Annotated in this window: 9 protein-coding genes; 2 read left to right on the forward strand and 7 right to left on the reverse strand. The window is 60.4% G+C overall.

The genetic code is table 11. The features are described from left to right. Positions 1 to 3: 3 nt before the first annotated feature. From ACOAP0_RS06660 to fliF, 7 genes are all read right to left on the reverse strand, one after another. A complete protein-coding gene (locus ACOAP0_RS06660; RefSeq protein WP_498375077.1) occupies positions 4 to 573 on the reverse strand; it encodes a flagellar basal body-associated FliL family protein in 570 nt (189 codons plus the stop codon). 110 nt (positions 574 to 683) lie between these two features. Next, complete coding sequence (locus ACOAP0_RS06665) at positions 684 to 1,859, reverse strand: flagellar hook-length control protein FliK (RefSeq protein WP_498375075.1); 1,176 nt, start codon at positions 1,857 to 1,859, stop codon at positions 684 to 686. Further along, positions 1,856 to 2,323, reverse strand: a complete 468-nt coding sequence (fliJ, locus tag ACOAP0_RS06670) for a flagellar export protein FliJ (protein ID WP_498375074.1) — start codon at positions 2,321 to 2,323, stop codon at positions 1,856 to 1,858. The genes ACOAP0_RS06665 and fliJ overlap by 4 nt, the downstream gene beginning before the upstream one ends. A gap of 24 nt (positions 2,324 to 2,347) precedes the next feature. Continuing rightward, entirely contained in the window at positions 2,348 to 3,778 is a 1,431-nt protein-coding gene (fliI, locus tag ACOAP0_RS06675; RefSeq protein WP_498375073.1) for a flagellar protein export ATPase FliI, read from the reverse strand. After that, a complete protein-coding gene (locus tag ACOAP0_RS06680) occupies positions 3,765 to 4,475 on the reverse strand; it encodes a FliH/SctL family protein (protein WP_498375072.1) in 711 nt (236 codons plus the stop codon). The genes fliI and ACOAP0_RS06680 overlap by 14 nt, the downstream gene beginning before the upstream one ends. Further along, positions 4,475 to 5,476: a flagellar motor switch protein FliG gene (gene fliG, locus ACOAP0_RS06685; protein WP_087495208.1), complete on the reverse strand. Its 1,002-nt coding sequence runs from the start codon at positions 5,474 to 5,476 to the stop codon at positions 4,475 to 4,477. The genes ACOAP0_RS06680 and fliG overlap by 1 nt, the downstream gene beginning before the upstream one ends. Positions 5,477 to 5,497: 21 nt before the next feature. Continuing rightward, entirely contained in the window at positions 5,498 to 7,186 is a 1,689-nt protein-coding gene (gene fliF, locus ACOAP0_RS06690) for a flagellar basal-body MS-ring/collar protein FliF (protein WP_498375071.1), read from the reverse strand. A 173-nt stretch (positions 7,187 to 7,359) separates the two neighbouring features. Between fliF and fliE the strand changes: the two genes are divergently transcribed. After that, complete coding sequence (gene fliE, locus ACOAP0_RS06695) at positions 7,360 to 7,677, forward strand: flagellar hook-basal body complex protein FliE (protein ID WP_198301932.1); 318 nt, start codon at positions 7,360 to 7,362, stop codon at positions 7,675 to 7,677. Between the two features lie 274 nt (positions 7,678 to 7,951). Continuing rightward, entirely contained in the window at positions 7,952 to 22,285 is a 14,334-nt protein-coding gene (locus ACOAP0_RS06700; RefSeq protein WP_498375070.1) for a hypothetical protein, read from the forward strand. Positions 22,286 to 22,289: the final 4 nt, after the last annotated feature.

A 22,289-nucleotide genomic window follows, 5' to 3' on the forward strand; every position in this document is an offset into this window, starting at 1 on the left:
CCTTTACTGAACGATAAAACTCGAAAACAAAACGCCGGTGACAGGGTACTCCACATGCACCACTTTCTTCTTTTTCTTCTTGGAGGTGGACTCCTCTTCCTCTTCACCACCGCCGAACGGCACTGAAGCTGCTTTCAATATGTCCTCCACCAGCTTCTCTTTGCCTTCCGCCTTGAGCAATTCGTCGGCGGTCCGCTGGGAAATGAGCATCAACACGCTGCTTCGGATCGTCGGCAAATAGGCCTTCACCGAATCCGAAGCCTTGGCATCGATCACTTCCAGAGTGATGCCGATCTGAGCGACACGCTCGCCACCGGGGTCTGCCAGATTGACGACCATGGAATCCATGGGTAGGTACACCGGTGGTGTTTTGGGTGCTGCATGCGCCGCAGCCTTAGGAGGCGGAGCCGCCTCCTCACCGTCTTCTGCAGCGGCATGCTGTTTACTGATAAAGAAAAAGGCACCACCACCACCCAAGACCAGCACGAGCACAGCCGCCACGACGATGATCAGCATCTTCTTGCTCTTGGCTGGCGGTTTGGCGGCATCTGCCGCTTCAGGTTTTGCTGACACGTGAATACCTCGAATGTGTGAAGTTAAGGGGATTATTCATGGCTCCATGAGCGCATAAGCATGAATAAGGGGGATTATTCATTTCCACCTGTCATTTTCACCAAGCCCACTTACACAAACAGGTCAATCGATCGCCCCGATGATCCAGTTCTGGAAATGCTTGGGGCGGGCTCAGCTGCAGCCTCCACCGTCCCGACTTTCCAACCGGAAGGTTTGCCTCCAGAGCCCTGCCGCTGCGAGTCACCCGAATTCGAAGTACCAACCGACACCCCTGACAACACCACCCCCTGGCGGCTCATGGCGTCTTGCAATTGGGAACTGGCATTGGCAAGGGCCTCACGGGTCAAGGCCTCGTCAGAGCGGAAAACAACCGTGGCCTCTTTACCTTGCATAGAAATACTGACCTCGACAGGGTTGGCGCCCAAACCATCCAGTGTCATTTCCGCTTTTTGTACATCCTGGCTAATCCAATAGCTGACCTGCTCGGCATATTGCCCATCGGCGCTGGCGGTTGCAGCTCCCGCGACAACCCCATCCACGCCCATGGCACCACCAGCACCCTGAGGCGCAACCCAGTTCTGTGCAGACACCTCGTTCGATGACACTCTGGGACCCGCCTGGAGTTCCTGCGAACGTTCCCGGCTCGAACCCAGGGCCAATGTGCTGACTTCTGGAGCTTTGGTTAATGAAGCTGTGAGCTCTTGGACAAATTTGTGAATCCGCTCTGGGGTCGCTTCCTTGCTCGCAGCGGCTATGGCTGCTGCACTTGCGTTCGCTGTCGATGCGTCTGCCAACTCAGGCTGCGCGGCTTGGGCCGCCGCATCCAAAGCCACTTTGCCAGATTTGGCTTGCGGGGTGTTCAATGGCTTACCAGGCGCAGAATCCAGCGCAGCTTGCAGGGGCAAGGCACCATCCCTGCCCGCTACTGACCCCGACTTACCGCGAGCGATTTCAGCGGGTAAGGGAGCAACCGTTACCGGCACTGCCGCCACTTGCGCCAACAACAGTGCAGGATCCGGCAGTATTCCGGACACACCGTCCAGCGGTTTTTCCTGGAGAAGCGCCGGGTCCGTTACCACCAACACATTGGTCGCCGGATCCACTGCGGGCGCAATCGTCGCATCAACAGCCACAGGTGCCACTTCTTGGGCACAGGCTAACGCCGCCAAAAAACTTTTGGCGTTGTTCGCGCTGCCCCCTTCCGGCTTGTCGGTGCTTTTTTGCCCGGGACTGCCCTCGGCAGGCTTTGCGGATGCGGGAGCTTTGGGTGCGATTTCAATGGTCATCGTGCTTCACCTTGGGTTTGCTGAGCGCGGGTTCGCGCAAAAAGTTGGGCTGCCATTTCGTCCATCTGCGCCTGATCACGTCGCTGGGCAATGCGTTCCGCCTCAGCCCGTCGTTTCTTCAGCACGCTGTTCAATCCCGACAGGCGGCTTTCGGCTAGCTGAAGTTGTTGCTTTACGCCTTCGACATGGCGCTGCAGATTGGCAATCACGCCGTCTTGCATCGAAATAGCTTGCTGTAGCCGGCCACTGAACTGGTAGTGATGCTTGATCAACTCCACCGAGAGCCCCACTGAACCCGTTCTGACCCAACGGTGATCCGTGTCGCCGGCATAGGAGCGCAACTGGTCCAACTGACCCATCGCAGCTTGCACGTTTTGCTGACTTTGTGCCAAGGCGCGAATGACCTCATCCCGCTTGCGCTCTGCCAGTGAGATTGCCAGCAAAAGGCCGGATGAGTCAGCCATGCGAACCGCCGATCACACCGCAAATCATGGCAGCGCTTCCACGGAAGTACTCAGCGCCAGCTCGGCCAATGCCTGCTCCATGGGCGCTGCTTCCTGCATGTCCTGTTGCAAAAACTGGATCATGCCGGGTTGCAGAGCAATGGCCTCGTCCAGGACGGGGTCCGAGCCCGGCGCATAAGCACCAATCTGAACCAAATCCCGACCCTTCTGGTACTTGGAATAGAGGCTGCGGAAACGCCGCGCCTGCTCAAAATGCCCGCGATCCACCACGTTGTGCATCACCCGCGAGGCCGATTGCTCGACATCAATCGCGGGGTAATGCCCGGACTCGGCCAAGGATCGCGACAGCACAATGTGCCCGTCCAGAATGGCGCGGGCCGCATCTGCAATCGGGTCCTGCTGGTCGTCACCTTCAGACAGCACGGTGTAAAAAGCGGTGATGGACCCGACGCCGTTGAGACCATTGCCGCTCCGCTCCACCAACTGAGGCAACTTGGCAAAGCAGGATGGCGGATAACCCTTGGTGGCTGGCGGCTCGCCAATAGCCAAGGCGATTTCGCGCTGCGCCATGGCATAGCGGGTCAGCGAATCCATCAGCAGCAGCACATGCTTGCCCTGGTCACGGAAGTACTCGGCAATCGCGGTGGCGTAAGACGCACCTTGCATACGCAACAAAGGTGGCGCGTCCGCAGGAGCGGCAACCACCACAGATCGTTCTCTGCCATCCACGCCCAAAATGTCTTCAATGAATTCTTTCACTTCGCGGCCACGTTCGCCGATCAGACCGACGACGATGACGTCCGCCTGGGTATAGCGGGCCATCATGCCCAGCAACACGCTTTTGCCGACGCCGGAACCGGCAAACAAGCCCAAGCGCTGGCCACGGCCCACTGTCAAAAGGGCATTGATGCTGCGCACGCCGGTATCCAGCGCTTCACGCACCGGCGCGCGGTCCATGGCATTGATCGGTTTACGGTCCAGGACACGGGCAGACACATCGGCCAACGGCCCCATGCGATCCATGGGGAAACCTTGCGAATCCACCACGCGGCCAAGTAGCCCATCACCCAAGGGCAAGCGCAGCATGCCTGCAGATGCTGCATCTGCAGGCACCGTCTTTTCGCCCAAGCGAGGCACGGGCACAAACGCAGCGGCGGCTGCCACACCGGCGCCACTGGACAAGCCATGCACATCGCCCGCCGGCATCAGATAAGCGCGGTCGCCCGAGAAACCGACGACTTCCGCCAGCACAGGCTCACGCGCCTTCATGGTGACCACACATTGGGAACCCACGGGCACCCGAATGCCACTCGCCTCCAACACCAAGCCCGTCAGTTTGGTCAACGTACCACGCACCTCCAGCGATGACTCTTCACCCACGGCAGCACGGGCCTGGGCCAGGTAATCCGCCCATTTGGCGGGAGCCGTGGAGGGAGTGGACTCAGGGGTTTGCATCTGCATCTTCCCAAGGGGCTTCCAAGCCCAGGGTGGCTACCGTTTTGCGCCAGCGTTGCTCTACGGTGCCATCCACCACCGTGCCGGCCGCCTCCACCAGGCAACCGCCGCGGCTGATCGCACTGTCAGGCAGCATCGTCAGAGACAGGTTGGAAAACTCCTGCCGCAACACTTCGGACAACACCTCCACATCCAGCGGATTCATCCGCACAAGCGCGGCCTTGCTATCAATGGCCAACACACTCAGTGCCTCACGTACCACCGGTTGCAGGGCGTTCGGGTTGCTGGACATTTCATGCCGCAAAACCTGGCGGGCAATCTCGCAGGCCAATTCCAGCACACCCTGGGCCATGGCCTGCTCCGACTCGGCCAGCTGCGTTTGGGCATTGGCAAACAGTTGCGCCATGGCTTCGGCAGCTACTTTGCCCTCGTTGGCGATGTAGTCATTGAGCTGGCGCTGGCCTTCGAGCGTGGCTTGGGCATGCCCTTGGGCGTAACCCTCAGCGTATCCTTGGGCATGTCCTTCCGAGAAGGACGATTGGCGCACTACCGCCTCTTTCGCCTGCTCTTCGGCCAGTGCTTGGGCAGCCAACTTGGCGGCAAAGCGGGAAGACGACTTGTCGACATCGCCAAAGTCCCAATCGGTGACGGAACCAATTTCTTCGCCGGGGATAAAACGTGCGTGGTTGCGATTCATCAGACCATGGCGTCGTCGCCACCTCCACCGCCGAGCACAATCTGGCCCTCGTCTGCCAAACGGCGCACCACCTTGAGAATTTCTTTCTGCTGCGCTTCCACTTCCGACAAGCGCATGGGCCCCCGGGACTCCAAGTCTTCCTTGAGGGTTGCCGCCGCACGGGACGACATGTTGGCCAGAATCTTGTCCTTGAGCTCGGGCTGTGCGCCCTTGAGAGCCACGATAAGCACATCGGAAGACACTTCCTTGAGCACCATCTGGATGGCCTTGTCGTCGAGCTTGTTGAGATCGTCGAAGACAAACATCTTGTCCATGATCTTCTGGGCCAAATCCGCGTCGTGGCTGCGGATGGACTCGATCACCGTGCCCTCGATGGCAGTACCCATCAAGTTGATCATCTCGGCCGCTGTCTTCACACCACCCAGAGACGACTTGCGGATCTTGTCGCCACCTGCCAGCACCTTGAACAGCACTTCATTCAAGTCCTTCAGGGCGGTAGGCTGAATACCTTCCATGGTGGCCACTCGCAGCATGACTTCGTTGCGCTGGCGCTCAGTGAGGTTCTTCAACACATCAGCGGCCTGGTCGTAATCCAGGTGCACCAGGATGGCCGCCACGATTTGAGGGTGTTCGTTGCGCAGCAGCTCCGCCACCGAAAGCGGGTCCATCCACTTCAAGCTTTCAATGCCGGAGACATCGCCGCCCTGCAAAATGCGGTCAATCAGTAAAGCGGCCTTGTCGTCACCCAGCGCCAGTTTCAGCACTGAGCGCACGTAGTCGCCCGAGTTGGAGACCAGCAAGCTTTGCGAGGCCGCGACCCCGGTGAACTTGTCCACCACCTCATCCACCTTTTCGCGGGTGAGTTGGGTGGTCTTGGCGATCGCTTCTCCGAGGCGTTGAACCTCTTTGGGCGACAGGTGTTTGAAAACCTCGGATGCCTCTGCTTCGCCCAGAGACATCATGAGGATTGCTGCGTCTTGGAGTCCGTCTTCGTTTGCCATGGTGGTATTTTGCGCCGCGCTTTACGCCGGTGCCTCTCCATTCATCCATGCTTTGACGATATTGGCCACCGCCGCGGGGTTGTCCCGTGTCAGCTTGCGGGCATCTTCCAAGCGGAGTTCGCCGGGAGACGCCTGTTGCGCCTCATTGGCGGAGCTCGGACCTGTCAGTTGAGGACGTTCTGGCTGATCGTTCTCAATGGCATCCAGCTGCGCAACATCATTGTTTTCCAGCGGTTCGGCCACTGGTGCGGGCTGGGTCAGCGCCTTCATCGCAGGGCGGATCACACCCAGCAGTACCAGTGCTGCCAAGCCCAGGGTGCCGAGAGGCCAAGCCAGGCTGCGGGCCAGCTCCTGAACCTCAGGCTGACGCCAGACGGGCGTGTCGTTCACTTCAGCTTTTTCAGGCGCGAATGGAGCGTTCACCACATTCACCGAGTCACCGCGGTCCTGGTTGAAGCCCACCGTCTCACGGACCAGGGCTGTCATCTTCTCCAGCTGAGCCTCTGTCAGGGCCACACTGGTCGTCACGCCCTTGGCATCGGTGACGGACTGGTTGTTCAACACCACCGCCGCATTGATGCGCTTGATGGCACCCACCGCACCTTTGGTGACGCGGATGGTCTTGTCCACCTCGTAATTGATGATGGACTCTTTCTTGGATGAACTGTTGGTGGACCCTGCAGCCGTCTGGCCGTTGGCGGCCAATGTCTGTGGCTGGCCGTTGATAGGCGCGGCGGGCTGGGCTGGTGGCTGGTTGGTTGTGGCACCGGGCACGCCGGCTGGAGGCGTTGGCTGGGTGCCATTGGTGCTTTCCACCAATTGCTGGCTGCGCACGGCGCCGCTGTCAGGCGTCTGGTTAGGCTTGTGCGATTCGGTGGTGCTCTCGGTTTGGGAGAAATCCAGCTCCGCCGTCACTTGCGCCTTGACATTCTGCTTGCCTACCAGCGGCTCCAGCATGTCCAGAATGCGGCGGCTGTAAAGCTGCTCAATCTGTTGCACATACTGCAGTTGCTCGGCATCCACCCCGGCGGCCGCGTCGGGGTTGGCGGACAGGAGTTTGCCGGTGTCGTCCAAGACACTCACTGCGCTCGGGTTCATCTCAGGCACGCTGGACGCCACCAAGTGCACGATGCCGGCCAATTGACCTTTATCAAGTGCACGACCGGGGTGCAGACTCAACAACACGGAAGCTGAAGGTTTCTGCTGCTCCCGGAAAAAGCCATTCTGATTAGGAAGTGCCAGGTGCACCCGGGCGCTGGATACGGAAGACAGCGCTTGAATAGAGCGGGTCAACTCGCCTTCGAGCCCGCGCTGGAAAGTCAGCCGCTCCTGGAACTGCGTCATGCCGAAGCGATTGGCCTCCATCATTTCGAAACCGCTCACTGATCCTTTGGGCAGACCTTGGGAAGCCAGCTTCAGCCGCACGTCGTGCACACGGTCTGCCGGCACCAGAATCGCGCCACCGCCCTCTGTATATTTATAGGGCACGTTCATGGTGGTCAGCTGGGCAATCACGGCACCGCCGTCCTTGTCCGCCAGATTGGAGTAAAGCACCCGCCATTCCGCTTGGCGCCCCATGACCAGGCCGACCACGGCAATCGCTACAAACAGAGCGATACCCAAAGCCAATCGGATGCGCTGCCCCTGGTCCAGAGCCGTGAGGCGCTGTCCCAGGGTGGGGTTCACAGGAATGGTGGCAACTGCGGGCATGTCTTGGTTTCCAGGGCTGAGGGCGGGCTTCTCCGCATGAATGGGGCTGATTATTCGACCCACCCTCCAAAACATTAGGGTAATAAGCCCCGGCTTTACCCTCCAATTCAAAAAAATGCGCAGAGAGGTGCGGGCATAGGATTCGCGGCAACCCAACTAACAGGGAGACCAGCATGGATCTCAAGCTCACACCCGTCTCAATGCCCACCTCCATCCGCCCCTCTACCGGCATCAAACCCGGCGGGGCCAGCAGCGCCACCGGCGTAGGCGGTGGTTTTTCCGGGGAACTGAAAAATGCCCTCAGCTCTGTGAGCGCCGCCCAGAACGAATCCAGCCGCTTGCAGCGGGAAGTGCAAATGGAGAACCCCAAGGTCAGCCTGGAGGAAACCATGGTGGCCATCCAGAAAGCCCAGATCGGCTTCCAGGCCACCTTGCATGTACGCAACCGCATGGTCCAGGCGTACACCGACATCATGAATATGCAGGTGTGATTGATTTACTATCTTTTTGATAGCTACTCGCGCACATTCAACGTGCGCTAGATGCCAATTTCATACATAAACACAAGCTGTATATCCAGCCAGCCTGCACTTCGTCATAAACCCTGAAAAGCGGAATATTTCCGGCTTGTGGCCCATCGGCCTCAAGATTTTTTCAGATTTGACGTAATACCGTGGAGAGGCCGTATTGTTGAAGTGGGTGACCCGGGTTACCTGCCGTGCGGCCAAAAAATTGCCAGCAGACACTTAATCCGAGAGGCCTACCATGACCACGATCACCATATCCGGCGGCGACAGCAATCTGACCCTGCCCGGAAACATCGACACGATCATGGGGGGAACGGGGGCGGACACGATCACCATCAGCTCCCAGCTGACGGATGTCAGCAACACCCTGATTGACCTAGGGGCCGGCACCGACAGCCTTACCTTGGGCAACTTTGCCAATACCGGAACCATCGCCAACATCGAGTCGGTCACCGGCAATTCAGGTGCAGACACGCTGACCCTGTCTGCAGCCGCCACCGGCGTCACCATGGACTTGGGCGCTGGCAGCGACAAGGTCACCCTCACCACCGGCACCAACACCATAACACTGAACAACGTCGAAACCGTGGTCGGTGTGGCCGGGGACGACACCGTGACCATGGGAGGCTCCTTCGGCGCGGCAAACGTCAGTTTGGGCAGTGGTGCCGACGTGCTGACGCTCAATACCGCAGTAACTTCCGGCAGTTTTGATCTGGGCGCCGGCAATGACACCATCACCTTTAGCAACGGTGTGAACTCGGTGAACGTGGCAGGTGCGGAAACCGTCACCGGCGGCACCAGCAACGACACCATCACCCTGACGACCGCCATCGCCTCTGCGGGCGTTATTGACCTGCTGGCCGGCACTGACTCCCTGACGCTTGCCGGAGGCGGCAACACCGCATCCATTTCCAACGCCGAGACCATCACCACCTCCGCCAGTGGCGACGACGTGATCACCATCGGCGCGGCACAGGCCAGTGGCAGCATCAACCTCGGCGATGGCGCCGACCAGATCACTTTTGCAGGCAGCGGAAACACGGTCACTCTGTCCAACGTCGAGTCCGTCACCGGCGGCGCCGGTGCTGACACCCTTACCCTTGGCGCCGCACAAACCGGCGTTTTTGACCTCGCCGCGGGCAATGACACCCTGACGCTGGCGGCAGGCACCAACGTCATCACCGCTTCCAACGTCGAGTCCGTTTCCGCCGGCACCGGTGACGACACCGTCACGCTGTTGACGGCTACGACCGGCGGTGTTTTCAACCTCGGCGCCGGCGCTGGAGTTGACACCCTCACGCTGACCAACGGCACCAACACCCTGAACGCCACCGGTATCGAAACCCTGACAGGCGGCACAGGTGACGACACCGTCACCATGGGCGGTACGGTGACTGCCGGTGTCTACCAATTGGGCTCCGGCGCTGACAGCATTACCCTGGCCAACGGCACCAACAGCCTCACCGCCAGTAACGTGGAAACCGTTACCGGCGGCACCGGCGCAGACACGGTGGTATTCGGAGCCGCCATCACGGGCGCCATTGCCAACCTCGGCTCTGGTGCCGACAGCCTGACCCTGGCCGCGGGTGGCAACACCCTGAGCGCCAGCGGCGTGGAATCGATTACAGGCGGCGGCGGAGCCGATGTCCTGACGCTGACTGCAGCCACTTCCGGAGCCACCATCGACTTGGCCGCTGGCGCCGACTCTCTGGCGCTCGCCTCCGGCGGCAACACCTTGACTGTCTCCAACGTGGAGTCCATCACCGGGGAGGCCAATTCCGATGTCATTACGCTGGGTGCGGCACAAACCAGCGGCACTATTGATCTGGCAGGTGGTGTCGACAGCCTGACGCTGGCCAATGGCACCAACGCGCTCAGCGCAGCCAACGTAGAAACCATTACCGGCGGCACCGGCAACGACACCATTACGCTGACTACAGCTGCCATTTCGGGCAATAGCGTGAGCCTGGGCGCCGGCGCCGACGTTCTGAACCTGCTGGATACCGCAACCAACGTCCTGACCGCAACCGGCGTTGAAAGTGTCTTGGGCGGCAGCGGCGCGGATACCGTGACCTTCGGCGCAGTCATCACCGGCGCAACGGTAGATCTGGCCAGCGGCAGCGACAGCTTGACTCTGGCCAATGGCACCAACAGCCTGACGGCCAGCAATATCGAAACCATCACCGGCGGCACAGGCAACGACACGGTATCCCTCTCCGGCTCTGTGACTGGTGCCACCGTGGCACTGGGTGCGGGAACCGACATATTGGCGTTGGACGCTGGCACCGGAGCCAACACCTTGACGGTCAGTGGCGTGGAAACCATCACCGGTGGTGGTGGTGCAGACAACGTCACCTTCAGCGGCGGCGTTACCGGTGGCTCTTTCAGCCTCGGGGCAGGAGCCGACCAACTGACGTTGGGTGGCGCTTCCACACTCACGCTGGACGGCACGATTGAAAGCCTGGTCGGCAGTTCCGGTGCGGACACGATCACGATGAGTGCCGCTGTAGCGTCGGGCACCACCTTCGATCTGGGCGCAGGCTCCGACCGCCTGAACCTGGCCGACGGCGGCAACACGGTCACCTTGAACGGCAGTGTGGAGACCCTGATTGGCGGAAACGGCGCTGATGACATCACCCTCACCCAAGGTGTGATCAACATGCAGATTGACAGTGCTGGCGGCGCTGACAAACTGACACTGGCTAACGCAGCCAACATCCTGCAGGTCTCCAACCTGGAATCCATCACCGGTAACTCCGGTGCCGACCAGATTACGTTGCGCACAGCAGTCACCAACGGCCAGTTCAATCTGGCAGGCGGCACCACTGACCGGATCGTGCTCGCGGACTCTGACAACAGCCTCACAACCACTGCGGTTGAAACCGTCACCGGTGGCACAGGCGCCGATACCCTGACTCTGGGCGATGCCAGCGTAGGTGGGGTGTTCAACCTCGGTGCCGGCACCGACTCCCTGACCCTGACCACAGGCACCAACACGCTGACCGCATCCAACATCGAAAGCATTACCGGTGTCGGCGGTGACGACACCGTGACCCTGGGAGCCGCCAGCACCAGCGCTGTCATTGACCTGGCAGGTGGTACCGACCAATTGAACCTTGCCGATGGCACCAACGTCATCACTGCTACGGGCATAGAAACCATCGTCGGCAACTCCGGTGCCGACACACTGACACTGGGCGCGGCGCAAGCGGCGGGAGATATCGAACTTGGCGCCGGTACCGCAGACAAACTGATTCTGGCGAACGGCACCAATACCTTGACGGTGGCAGGTGCCGAAAGCGTATTGGGTAATGCTGGTGCAGACCAAATTACATTGGGCGCAGGCATTTCCAATGCCATCTTCGACCTAGGCGCGGGCACCGACGTGCTGACCCTGTCCGTCGAAAATCACAACATCAGTGTCGCCAACATTGAGACCGTCACAGGTGGTGTCGGCGACGATGTAGTGACCTTCAACTCGCTGACGGCTGGAACAGGCGTGTACGACCTCGGCGTCGGCGCCGACCAGGTCATCCTGGGCAACGGCACCGGAGCAAACACCATTACCGTCAGCAACGTGGAAAGCTTCACCGGTAGCTCTGCGGCTGATACGGTGACCTTCGGCGCAGCGGTAGCAGCAGGTACGGTCAACCTCGGTGTTGGCGCTGACAGCTTGACGCTGGCCGCCGGCGGCAACACCCTGACCGTGTCCGGAACCGAAAGCATCACTGGCAACGCAGGTGCCGACAACATCACCCTGGGGGCGGCCATCAACGGCGCCAGTATTGACCTGTTGGCCGGCACTGACCAGCTGACACTGGCCAATGGCACCAACGTTCTGACCGCCACGGGCATTGAGTCCATCAGCGGCGGAACCGGCGCAGACACCGTCACCCTGGGCGCGGGCACGACTGCAGGCACGATTGATCTGGGTAGCGGAACAGATGCGTTGACGCTCTCCGCAGACGGTGGTTCCTATACCCTGACAGGCGTGGAAACCACCACCGGCGGCACCGGTGACGACCTTGTCACCATCGGTAGCGCGGCCAGTGGCATCACCGTGACACTGGGTGCAGGTGCTGACGCCCTGACCCTCGCAGGTGGAACCAACCAAGTCACCACCGTGGGCGTGGAAACGGTTACCGGTGGCGCAGGAACCGACACCCTAGTGCTCACCAACGTCGCGAACACGCTCACTACCAGCGGTGTCGAGACCATCACCGGCGGCACAGCAACCGACACACTGACCCTTACCGACATTGCCAACGCCTTGACTGTGTCCTCCATCGAAAGCCTGACCGGCGGCACGTTGGATGACAGCATCACTCTGGGTGCGGCGGTGACCGGTGCAACATTTGACCTCAAGGCCGGGATCGACATCCTCCGCCTGGCCAGTGGCACCAACAGTCTCACCGCCACCAACGTGGAAAGCGTGGTTGGCGGCGGCGGTACCGATACCCTGACCCTGGCGGGCAACGGCAGCGCCATCACCGTGTCTGCCGTAGAAACCGTTGTGGGCAGCACCGGTGACGATGCAGTGACCCTGAGCACCACCGTTAGCGGCGGCAGCTTCGATCTGGGCACTGGCACCGACACCTTGAATCTGGCCAACGGCGGCAACACCCTGACTGTCAGCGGAAGCATTGAAACCGTGGTTGGTGGATCGGGCAACGACCTGATCACCGTCGGCAGCGCCGTTACCGGCTTGACCTACGACCTGGGAGCCGGCACAGGTGACCGTTTGACCCTGTCCAGCGCAGGCGCTAACTCCATCACCGCGGTGGGCGTGGAAACTGTTGCAGGGGGAACTGCCAACGACACGGTCACTTTCACTGCCGCCGTATCGGGCACCAGCATCGATCTGGGCGCGGGCACCCAAGACAAAATCATTCTGGCGGATGCGGTCAACACGCTGTCTCTGAATGCCACGGTAGAGACCGTGGTGGGCGGCACATTGGCAGATTCCATCACGCTGACGGCCGCAGTCACTGGCGGCATTTACCAGCTGGGTTCGGGCACTGACACCCTGACACTGACCAGCATATCTGCCAACTCGCTCACTGCGAGTGACATCGAAACCATTACCGGCGCCAACGGCGATGACACGATCACCCTGGCCACTGCCATCACAGCCGGTGTCATCAACCTGAATGCAGGTAACGACAGTCTGACCCTTGCCAACGGCACCAACAGCCTGACCGCCACGGGTGTAGAAACCATCACCGGCGGCACCGGCGACGACAGTGTCACCCTGGGAACCGCCTTGAGCGGCGGCACCATTTCTTTGGGTTCCGGTACGGATACCCTGACATTGGCGGGCGGCGTGGGCTCCACCCTGACGCTGGACACCACAGTAGAAACCGTGGTCGGCAGCGCCGGCAATGACACCATCACCGTGAGTGCCACGGTCACCAGCGGCAGCTACGACCTGGGTGCCGGTGCGGGCGACCGCCTGAATCTTGCAGGCGGCAACAACGTACTGACTTTGGGCAACAGCATCGAAAGCCTGACTGCAGGCGCTGGCGACGACACCATTGTTCTGAGTACCGGTGTCGCCAACATGCGCTTGGACCTCGGCGGTGGTGCAGACAGCCTGACACTGGCCAATGCCTCCAATAGCGTGACGCTCTCGAACATAGAGTCGGTCACCGGCAACTCCGGGGTAGACCAGGTCACCCTCACCACCACACTCACTGCAGGCCAAATCAATCTGGGTGCGGGCACCGCCGACAAAGTCACACTGGCCAACGGCACCAACAGCCTCACCGCGACTGGCGTGGAAACCATCAACGGTGGCACAGGCGCTGACACACTGACTCTGGGCGACGCAAGCACCGCAGGCCAGATAGATCTTGGCGCCGGTGCAGACGTACTGAACCTGGGCAACTTCGCCAACACGCTGACCGTCAAAAACGCCGAATCCATCGTCGGTAACGCCGCGGCCGATACCGTGGCACTGGGCAATAGCGTCAGTGGTGTGCAAGTCGACCTGGCGGGCGGTACGGACATCCTGACCTTGTTTGATGCACCGAATAACCTGACCATCACCAACGTAGAAACCATCATCGGTGACTCGGGCGCGGATACCGTGACGCTGTCGACCAACGTCGCCAGTCTCGACGCCAACCTGGGGGCCGGAGCTGACACTCTGGTGCTCGCAACAGGCAACAACACGATCAGCGCTACCGGCGTGGAAACCATCACCGGCAATGCAGGCAACGACGTCATCACCTTCGGTGCGGGCGTCACTGGCGGCGTGGTGAACCTCGCGGCAGGCACCGGCGACTCGCTCACCCTATTCAACGAAGACAACGCCCTGACCCTGACCGGCGTGGAAACCGTAATCGGTGACTCCGGCGCAGACACCATCACACTTACCGATACCGCTGCGGTGAACGTCAACCTGGGTGCGGGCACAGACACGCTGAACCTGGCCAATGGCGTGAACACGGTCACGATCAGCAACGTCGAAACGCTCAATGGCGGCACGGGCGCTGACAGCGTCACGTTCGGCAGCGCCTTGACCGGCACTGTCGTGAACCTCGGTTCGGGAACCGACAGCGTGACACTGGCAGACGGCACCAACACCGTCACCACACAAAACGTGGAGTCCGTCACCGGGGGAACCGGCGACGACACCCTGACTCTGGCAGTGGCCGCATCGGGCGTGACCATCAACCTCGCAGCAGGCAACGATGCACTGGTGCTGGCCAACGGTGCCAACACCTTGAGTGTGAGCAACGTAGAGTCCATCACGGGAGGCACCGGATCTGACGCGATTACCTTGGGGGCCGGCAGCTCTGCAGGCACCGTGGACTTGGGCAGCGGTGCGGACGTACTGACCCTGTCCAACAGCGACGGCGTCTTTACCGTATCCAACGTCGAGACGCTGACAGGCGGTACAGGCGCAGACACTGTGACGCTGGGTATCAGCGTGACCGGCGCGGTAGTAAATTTGGGCAGCGGAAGCGACAGCCTGACACTGGCCAACGGCACCAATGCCCTGACTGTGGCAGGAGTCGAGACTCTCACCGGCGATGCCGGTGCGGACACCGTTACCTTCAGTGCTGCAACGACGACAGCCACGATCGACCTCGCTGCAGGCAGCGATAAGGTGGTGCTGGCCAATGGCACCAACGCCATCACAACGACTAACGTCGAATCGATCGTGGGCGGCTCCGGTGCGGATACGCTCACGCTGACCAACATTGCCAACACCGTATCGGTGTCAGGCATTGAAAGCATCGTTGGCGGCACACTGGCTGACGCCATCTCCTTGGGCGCTGCCGTCACCAACGCGGTTTTCGACCTAGGCAGCGGCACTGACACACTCATACTGTCCGGTGCGGGTGCCAACACACTAACCGCCACAGGCATTGAAACCATCACCGGCGGAAGTGCAGCGGACACGGTGGTACTGGGTGCGGCCATCAGCGGGGCCAGCATCGACCTCGGCTCGGGCGCAGACAGCCTGACCTTGGCTGCTGGCGGAACCACACTCACCGTTAGCAACGTCGAGACCATTCAGGCGACCGGCAGCGGCGACGACAGCATCACCCTGGCCACCAGCGTCAGCGGTGGCTCCATTGATCTGGGCGCGGGCGCTGACACTCTCACATTGGGTGCAGCGGGCAATACGCTGACAGTGGCAGCCTCGGTCGAAAGCCTGGTGGGTGGCGCAGGTGACGACATAGTGACTTTGGGTGGTGCCGTCACAGGCCAAACCTACGATCTGGGCGTCGGCTCGGGTGACAAGTTGATCTTGTCCAGCGCAGGCGCCAACACGGTTACCGTCAACAACATTGAAACCATTGCCGGCAGCGGCTCAGTGAACGACACGGTAACCTTCACTGCAGCGGTAAGCGGCATTTCGGTGGATCTGGGCGGCGGAACAGACCGTGTGATTCTGGCCGACGCAGCCAACACCCTGTCCCTGAACGCAACGGTTGAAACAGTCACTGGCGGTACGCTGGCTGACAACATCACCTTGACAGCAGCAGCCACCGGCACCGTCTACAACCTGGGGGCCGGGACAGACCGTCTGACCCTGGCCAGCGGCACCAACACCATTACCGCCAGCGATGTAGAAAGCATTGTGGGCGGCTCCGGCACGGATGACGTGACCCTGACCACCGTGACCACCAACTTGCTGGTCGACTTGGGTGGCGGTACCACTGACAAGTTGACACTGGCCAACGGCGCCAACACGCTGTCCGCCAGCAACGTCGAGACCATCATCGGAAACTCGGGTGTCGATATCGTGACTCTCAGCTCCGTCATCAGCAATGGCAACATCGATCTGGCAGGCGGATCTGACCATTTGATCCTGGCCAACGGCAGCAACAACTTGACCGCAACCGGCGTGGAGACACTGACTGGCGGCACAGGCGCAGACACCATCACCTTGGGTGCAGCGCAAAGCAGCGGTGTATTCAACCTCGGGGCTGGCGTGGACCGGCTGACCCTGTCCGGCGCTGCTGCCAACGTTTTGAGCTTGGATGCGAGTGTGGAACAGGTCATCGGCGGCGCTGCTGCCGACACTTTGACACTGACCCAAGCCGTATCCGGCGGAGTGTATGACCTGGCGGGTGGCTCCGACAGCCTGACCCTGGCCAGTGGCACCAACCTGCTGACAGCTTCCAATGTGGAGTCCATCACCGGTAACGCCGGGGACGACAACGTCACACTCGGAGCCGCCATCAATGGTGCCAGCCTGGATCTCGCCGGCGGCAACGATACCGTTCAGCTCTCCGGCGCGGGCAACAACAACGTCACGCTGGCAAACGTCGAATCCGTAACCGGCAATGGCAGCAATGATGTGGTCACCTTGACCACCACCCTGTCCGGCGGCACGGTCAACCTGGCAGGCTCCAACGACAGCGACCGCCTGACCCTGGCCGACGGCGGCAACGTCGCCACCATCAACAACGTGGAATCCTTGACTGGCGGTAACGGCAATGACGTCATCACCATGACCAATGCCAGCCCGTTCAATGCGGTGGTGGATCTGGGCGCCGGCACCGGTGACAAAGTCACCCTCGCCACCGGCGGCAACACCTTGACCCTGACCAATGTGGAGTCTGTGGAAGGCAATGCAGGAGCCGACGTCATCACCTTCGGTGCAGCGGTAGCAGGTGCTCAATTGGATCTGGGTGTCGGCGTGGACAAATTGTTCCTGGCAGCAGGCGGCAACACGGTCACAGCCTCCAACCTGGAGAGCATTACCGGTGGCGCTGGCGCTGACGTCATCACCCTGCTCACGACTGTGACCGCAGGCAACTTCGACCTGGGTTCCGGCACGGACGCCATCATCTTGGCAGATGGTACCAACAGCCTGACAGCAAGCAACACGGTAGAGACCATCACCGGCGGCTCAGGTGCAGATACGGTGACCTTCAATGGTGGCGTGAGCACCGGTGCATTCAATCTGGGCGGTGGAAACGACACCCTGATCCTGGCCAATGCAGCCAACAGCTTCACCCTGAGCAGCAACGTCGAAAGCGTGCTGGGCAACTCCGGCGCCGACACGCTGACCTTGGACGGTGCCGTCACCGGCAACACCTACGACTTGGGCGCTGGCGCAGACCGGCTGACCTTGTCTGGATTGGGGGCGAATACCCTGACCCTGAACGGCTCCATCGAGTCTTTGGCCGGCAGCTCGGCTGCCGACACCATCGTGCTGACCACTGCGGTAAGCGGTCATGTGTACGACCTGGGTACAGGCAACGACCAACTGACCCTTGCTGATGGCGCCAACACACTGACCGTGGGCGGCATAGAGTCCATTGTGGGCGGCACCGGTGCCGACACCTTGACCTTGAGTGCAGCCCAAACCAGCGGCACTTTCGACCTCGGCGCAGGTGCTGACCGCGTCAACCTGTTCAACGCGAACAACACCGTATCGCTGGGCAATGTGGAAACCATCGTGGGTAACAGCGGTGATGACTTGATCACTCTGACTACTGCAATCTCCGGCGGCTCCGTCAGCCTGGGTGCAGGCGCCGACGTACTGACCTTGGCCAACTTCAACAACAGCCTGTCTATTGACGCTGCGATTGAAAGCCTGGTGGGCGGAACCGCGAACGACGCGGTCACTCTGACAGCTGTAGCTGCAGGCAACACCTACGACTTGGGCTCGGGTACGGATACCTTGGTGTTGCTGGCAACCGGCACCGGTGCAAACACGGTGACCCTGTCGAACGTCGAGTCACTGAAAGGCGGCTCGGGCGCTGACACCATCACGCTGTCCACCACCATCACGGGCGGCGTCTTCGATCTGGGTTCCGGCGCAGACGTGCTTACCCTGGCCAACGGCACCAACTCCTTGACCGTTTCCGGCGCCGAAAGCATTGCCGGCAACTCCGGCGACGACAGTGTGACTCTGGGTGCAGCCGTCAGTGGTGGGTCTATCGTGCTGGGTTCCGGCACTGACACCCTGACGCTGGCAAATGCAGCCAACACACTGACCGTTGGCGCTGATATCGAAACCCTGATCGGCAACTCCGGCGCGGACCTCATTACCCTGTCCAGCGCAGTCACCGGCCGTACCTACGACCTGGGCGGCGGCACGGACCGCTTGGTGCTCGCCAACGGCACCAACACCATCACCGCAGCCAATATAGAGACTGTCACCGGAGGCACAGGCGACGACACCATCACCTTGACCGCTGCAAGCAGCAATGGATCCTTCGATCTGGGAGCAGGTACCGACATCCTTTCGCTCGCGAACTTCAACAACACCCTGACACTGAACAGCACGGTAGAGACCGTCAATGGCGGTACCGCCAACGACACCATCGTGCTCAGCGCTACGGTCACCGGTGGTGTTTACAACCTCGGCTCTGGAACGGATACCCTGACCTTGATGGCAACAGGCTCCGGAGCCAACACAGTCACCCTGGGTGATGTGGAGTCGGTCATGGGCGGCTCGGGAGCGGACAATGTCACTCTGTCCACCCAAACGACCAACGGGGTTTTCAACCTGGGATCTGGGGCTGATACGTTGACGCTGGGCAGTTTCAACAACACCTTGACGGCAACAGGTGCAGAAACTATCACTGGCAATAATGGCAATGACACCGTCACCCTGGGCGCCGGGTTGTCTGGAACCACCAGCATCGTGCTGGGTGGTGGAACGGACATTCTGAACCTGGCCAATGCAGCCACTACCCTGACCCTCGGTAGCGACATTGAAACGGTTGTGGGCAACGCTGCAGCTGATGTAATCACACTGAGCGCTGCCGTCAGCGGCAACACCTACAACCTCGGCAGTGGTGCAGACGTGTTGACCCTGGCAGGCGCAGGCAATACCGTTACGGTGAGCGACGTGGAAACACTGACCGGCAGCACAGGTGCTGACTTGGTCACACTGACAGCAGCACAATCTGCGGGGGTCTATGACTTGGGTTCCGGCGCGGATGTCCTGACTTTGGCCACCGGCATTAACACACTGACAGTGCGGAACACGGAAAGCATCGTTGGCACATCGGGCGTCAACACCATCACATTGGGTACCCTGGCCACAAACGGTATCTTTGACCTGGGCGCAGGACTGGACAAGTTGGTCCTGGCCAACGGAGCCAACAGTGCCACGCTGTCCAATATTGAGACCATCACGGGCGGCTCAGGCGCTGACACCATCACTTTGGCAACTGCTGCATCCGGATTAAGCATTGACCTTGGGTCCGGTGCCGACATCTTGCAGCTGGGCGCCTTCGCCAACAATCTGTCTATAGGAAATTCCGTCGAGACTCTGCTTGGTGGCTCACTGGTCGACACGGTGACACTGACTGCAGCTGTGTCCGCAGGTACGATCAACCTGGGAGACGGCAGTGACAAACTGGTGCTTTTCAGCGGTGCAAACACTCTGACGGTCACCAACGTGGAAACACTGGTTGCCAACACTGGGGCAGACTTTATTACCCTCGGCAACAGCGTCACGGGTCAAACATTCGATCTCGCGGGGGGTATCGACAAGCTCACCCTGTCTGCCTCCGGCGCTAACTCCTTGACCGCCATCAACATCGAAACCATCGTGGGCTTGGGTGCCGACGACACCGTTACGCTGTCGAGCGCGATCAGCGGAGCCAACATCTCTCTCGGATCGGGCACCGACATACTGGTACTGGCTACGGCCGGTACCAACACACTGACGCTGAACACCGACATTGAGACACTGGTTGCCGGTGGCGCGAATGACGTCATCACGCTGAGCGCAGCGGTTGCAGGCCGAAGCTTTGACCTCGGAGCCGGTGTAGACCAAATGACACTGACCGGAGCCAGCAACACCGTTACCCTGGCGAACGTGGAAACCATCACTGGTGGCACCGGTGCCGACACAGTCACCGTGACGACCAATACCACCGCTGCCATTATCAATCTGGGTTCCGGGGCAGACTCCCTGACCCTGACGGCGAGTTCGGGCACAAATACCCTGACGGTGTCCAATGCCGAAACCATCACGACCAATGCTGCGGATGACACGGTGACACTCGCAACCGGTCTGACCGGCGCGGTGATTGACCTTGGTGGCGGCACCAACAGGCTGAACTTGGCGACTGCAGCCAACACATTCACCATGTCCAATGTGGAGAGTGTGGTCGGCGGCAGCTCTGATGACAAGATCACTTTCCTGACGCAGATCACTGCCGGGCGCTATGACTTGGGCGGTGGTACGGTAGACACCCTGACGCTGGGCAATTTTGACAATACGCTGACCGCGATTGGTGTGGAAACCATTGTGGGCAATGCCGGGGCAGACGACATCACCCTGGGCAACGTTGCTGCAGGTGGCTCCTTCAACCTGGGTGCCGGCACCGACGTACTGCGACTGTTCAATGGCGTCAACAACATCACGCTCACCAACTCGGTGGAAACCGTGATAGGCAATTCCGCATCGGACGTCATCACTCTGAGCACCAACGGAGCAACCGGCAACACCTACAGTCTGGGCGCAGGTGCAGATGCGGTGACCTTCGGCAACTTCACCAACGTGGCAACACTGGCCAACGTGGAAACGATCACCGGCAACTCCGGCGCTGACACGATCACGCTTACCACCCAAGCAGTGGGCAGCCTGATCAACCTCAGCTCCGGTACCGACATCCTGACGCTGGCCAACTTCAACAATACGGCAAGCGTGGCGGGGGTAGAGACACTCACGGGCAATGCGGGTACGGACACGATCACCATGACCGTTGCGCAGACTGCAGGGGTCTATGACCTGGGTGCCGGCACCGACAAGCTGGTTTTGGCCAGCACGGGCGCCAACACCCTGACCGTCATGAACGTGGAAAGCGTGCTGGGCTCCGGCGCTGTTGACACCCTGACCTTCACAGCCGGTTTGACAGGCAATGTGATTGATCTTGGAACCTTGGGCGACAAGATCATTCTCAGCAACGACGGAAACGACTTCACCGCTTCCAATGTGGAGACCATCATCGGCGGTACGGGTAGTGACATCGTGACATTTGGCGCAGTAATCGCCGGTGCCACCAGCCTCACAGGCGGTGACGGGGTCGATGAGTTGCGCCTCTTCAACGGTATCAACAACTTCAGTCTTTCCGACGGCACCATTGAAACGGTCACCGGTAACGCAGCAGCAGACACCATCACACTCACTGCCGCTGTCAACGGCACCACCTACAACCTGGCGGGTGGTACTGACATCTTGAACCTGGGCAACTTCACCAATACCTTCACGGCATCCGGTGTGGAAACCATCGTCGGCAACTCCGGAGCAGATACGGTGACCCTGAGCACTACGCTCTCCGGCGGTTTGATCAACCTGGCAGGCGGTAGCGATACCTTGAACCTGTCTTCCGGTGTGAACACCGTGTCTGTGGCAGGCGTTGAATTCCTCAACGGCAACAGTGGCAGCGATCGCATCACTTACACCACCGCCATCACCGGTGCGACCATCGATCTGGGTGGCGCAAGCGACACCTTGACGCTTGCCGCCAGCGGAACCAACCAGTTGACCATCCTGGGTGTGGAAACCCTGATTGCTTCGGGTGGTAATGACGACATTACCTTAGGCGAGGTCGCCAACTCAGTGACCTTCAATCTGGGTGCCGGTGCAGACAAACTCACGCTCTCAGGCACCGGCGCCAACAATGTGACAGCCACCGGCATTGAAAGCATCATCGGTGGTGCAGCAGATGACACCATCACCCTGGCACTGGCGACTGTGGGTTCTACGCTGAACGGCGGCGCAGGCGACGACACCTTGGTCGGCAGCAACGGTGCCGATATCCTGATCGGTGGTAGTGGCGCGGACCGCTTTGTGTTCCGCGACACGCTGCAATCCAGCGTGACCGTGGCGGATACGGTGAACGACTTCGTGGTTGGTCAGGACAAACTCGTGTTCGAAGGCCTTGGAAACGGCACCTTCAGCATCGTGAGTAGCTTCAGTAATACGGGCAATGCACAGGCTACTTGGGCCTATAACAGTGGAACCTCTACCGGTACACTGCTTATCGACTCCGATGGCAACGGCGCAGCCGACATGAAGCTCACCTTGCTTGGAAGTTCCGCGGCAGCGCTCAGCGCTTCCGATTTCCAATGGACTTAAACAC

It is taken from the genome of Curvibacter sp. Hmag1.1, assembly GCF_059769165.1.

Coding starts and splice junctions, on each gene's coding strand:
- fliJ (WP_498375074.1), bottom strand. CDS start 2,323: ATGGCTGACTCATCCGGCCTTTTGCTGGCAATCTCACTGGCAGAGCGC.
- fliF (WP_498375071.1), bottom strand. CDS start 7,186: ATGCCCGCAGTTGCCACCATTCCTGTGAACCCCACCCTGGGACAGCGC.
- ACOAP0_RS06680 (WP_498375072.1), bottom strand. CDS start 4,475: ATGAATCGCAACCACGCACGTTTTATCCCCGGCGAAGAAATTGGTTCC.
- ACOAP0_RS06665 (WP_498375075.1), bottom strand. CDS start 1,859: ATGACCATTGAAATCGCACCCAAAGCTCCCGCATCCGCAAAGCCTGCC.
- fliI (WP_498375073.1), bottom strand. CDS start 3,778: ATGCAAACCCCTGAGTCCACTCCCTCCACGGCTCCCGCCAAATGGGCG.
- fliG (WP_087495208.1), bottom strand. CDS start 5,476: ATGGCAAACGAAGACGGACTCCAAGACGCAGCAATCCTCATGATGTCT.
- fliE (WP_198301932.1), top strand. CDS start 7,360: ATGGATCTCAAGCTCACACCCGTCTCAATGCCCACCTCCATCCGCCCC.
- ACOAP0_RS06700 (WP_498375070.1), top strand. CDS start 7,952: ATGACCACGATCACCATATCCGGCGGCGACAGCAATCTGACCCTGCCC.